At 39.2% G+C, this 1,754-nt stretch carries 3 protein-coding genes; 2 read left to right on the top strand and 1 reads right to left on the bottom strand.

All coding sequences use genetic code 11. The annotated features are described in order from the left end of the window. Positions 1–67 (bottom strand): transposase (locus PY364_RS18485; RefSeq protein WP_275524698.1); only part of this gene is annotated, 67 nt, incomplete at its 3' end. An 87-nt stretch (positions 68–154) separates the two neighbouring features. Between PY364_RS18485 and PY364_RS18490 the strand changes: the two genes are divergently transcribed. Both PY364_RS18490 and PY364_RS18495 read left to right on the top strand, forming a co-directional pair. After that, positions 155–301 (top strand): hypothetical protein, encoded by a 147-nt coding sequence (locus tag PY364_RS18490; protein ID WP_275524696.1) that lies wholly within the window; start codon positions 155–157, stop codon positions 299–301. A gap of 101 nt (positions 302–402) precedes the next feature. Then, positions 403–1,704 carry a serine hydrolase gene (locus tag PY364_RS18495; RefSeq protein ID WP_275524697.1) on the top strand — a complete coding sequence of 434 codons (1,302 nt, stop codon included), beginning with the start codon at positions 403–405 and terminating at the stop codon, positions 1,702–1,704. The last annotated feature ends 50 nt before the right edge of the window (positions 1,705–1,754 follow it).

Here is a 1,754-nt window from a genome sequence, read left to right on the forward strand (position 1 = left end):
GAATCAATTTTGTGACATGAAATCTGTCTACTGTCACCTCAGCATTTGGACAAATTTTCTTTACCAATGATTTATAGTTTCCCGTCTTGACTCAACTTCTTCTGCTGTTAATCCGTTGTTATGAGCGGCATTCTTACAATTAGCAAAAACCAGTTTGCTCATCAATACAGTACCTTTAGAAACCATCCAAGATTATTGCGATCGCGCAGAAAAGATTTGTCTCGATCTCAACCTCCCACTATTAACAGAAGTACAAAAAATTAAAGCAAATTTGCCAGAAATTGCGAGTAAATATAAATAATGTATCCTCTTTATGCTAAAATGTTGTAAATACTCTAATTCTATTGACTTCAGGCACACAATCTGCTTAGATAAAATCTATTATTGTGTGAGAGGTAAACAATGGGGGCTGCACGTTTAAAACTTAACCTAACTAAAGCTTTAGCCATCGCCATCGGCATCGGATTGATACAGATAGCAACTATCCTGAAATCAACCTCACAACCATCCAACATCCGATCGCTTCCTGAACTATACCAAATGCGCGATCGCCTGATCGCCGAACTAGAAAACCCATCCCCCCCAACCCAACCCAGTTTTTTTTCCTCCATCCTTCCCCAACCTTCCCCCCAAACCCTTGAAAGTCTACGGCAAAATCTTCAGATCGTTGAAGTTCAAATTATCTCAGAACAAAGAGCAAACGACAACTGGGAACAAGCAATAAGTCGAGCTCGCCAAGCTTCAGAAATAGGAAGTCTACCAAACCAGTCTATTACAACCAAGAAACAAGCACAATTTCTCTGGCAACAAGCCCTCAATAACCTCCGCGAAATTCCTCAAAACTCATTTCAAGCATCAAAATTAAACTCTAAAATTCAAGAATATAAAAGAAACTTAGACATTGCTAACGATGAATTAAATGCTTCTAAATCAGAAATTTTAGGGCAAATTGCCTTAGAAAGTGGCTTGTCTAAGGAAGCCATGATCTCCGTTTGCCGCCTTTCTAGAAACTGCATTCACCTTCGAGGAAATAAACCTCCTAGAAGTCCAGCTAGTTTAATAAAAGTGCCCGTTGCAGTTGCACTTATGCACAAAATCACTCAAGAAAAAATTAATATCAACCAAGAAGTCTACGTTAATCCCGGAAATTACACTGAAGACGCATCAGAAATTCAATCCAGCAAGCGCTATCCGCTAAAGATTTTAGTAGAAGAAATGATCGACCACAGCAGCAACATCGCTACTAATGAATTAATGGATTATTTAGGGACGGATTACATTAACCAAGTTTTAGAAAATAGGGGCTATCAAGTCACTCGCGTTAATTCCAAATTAATGGGAGAAAGAACTATGCCATTTAATGTTGGTTCTGGGCCCAACCGCATGACTAGCAACGAACTTACTGAAATGATGCTGCAAATATACAATCACGAAATGCCAGGAAATTCAGTATTAATAGATGCTTTAAGTCGCCAGTACGATCGCAAGTTGGGATTTGCTGCTTTGCAAGGAACTCAAGCTAAGTGGTTAGGAGAAAAAACAGGTGAAAATTCCTTAGTTCTTGGCACTACTTTAGCGATGAGTATTGACGGTGAGGGATACATTATTACTGTGATTGATAATCGCAGTGGTAGCGATCTACAAATCCGCCAGTGTATTGCTAAAATTGCCGATTATATTGTCCAAAACAAACAGCTTTTTTAAATTAAAAATATAGGAACCGTAACGCCGCCCTCTGGGCGGTTTCTCACCGC

It is taken from the genome of Kamptonema sp. UHCC 0994 (assembly GCF_029167235.1).
GTDB lineage: Bacteria > Cyanobacteriota > Cyanobacteriia > Cyanobacteriales > Microcoleaceae > Kamptonema.

Coding starts and splice junctions, on each gene's coding strand:
- PY364_RS18495 (WP_275524697.1), top strand. CDS start 403: ATGGGGGCTGCACGTTTAAAACTTAACCTAACTAAAGCTTTAGCCATC.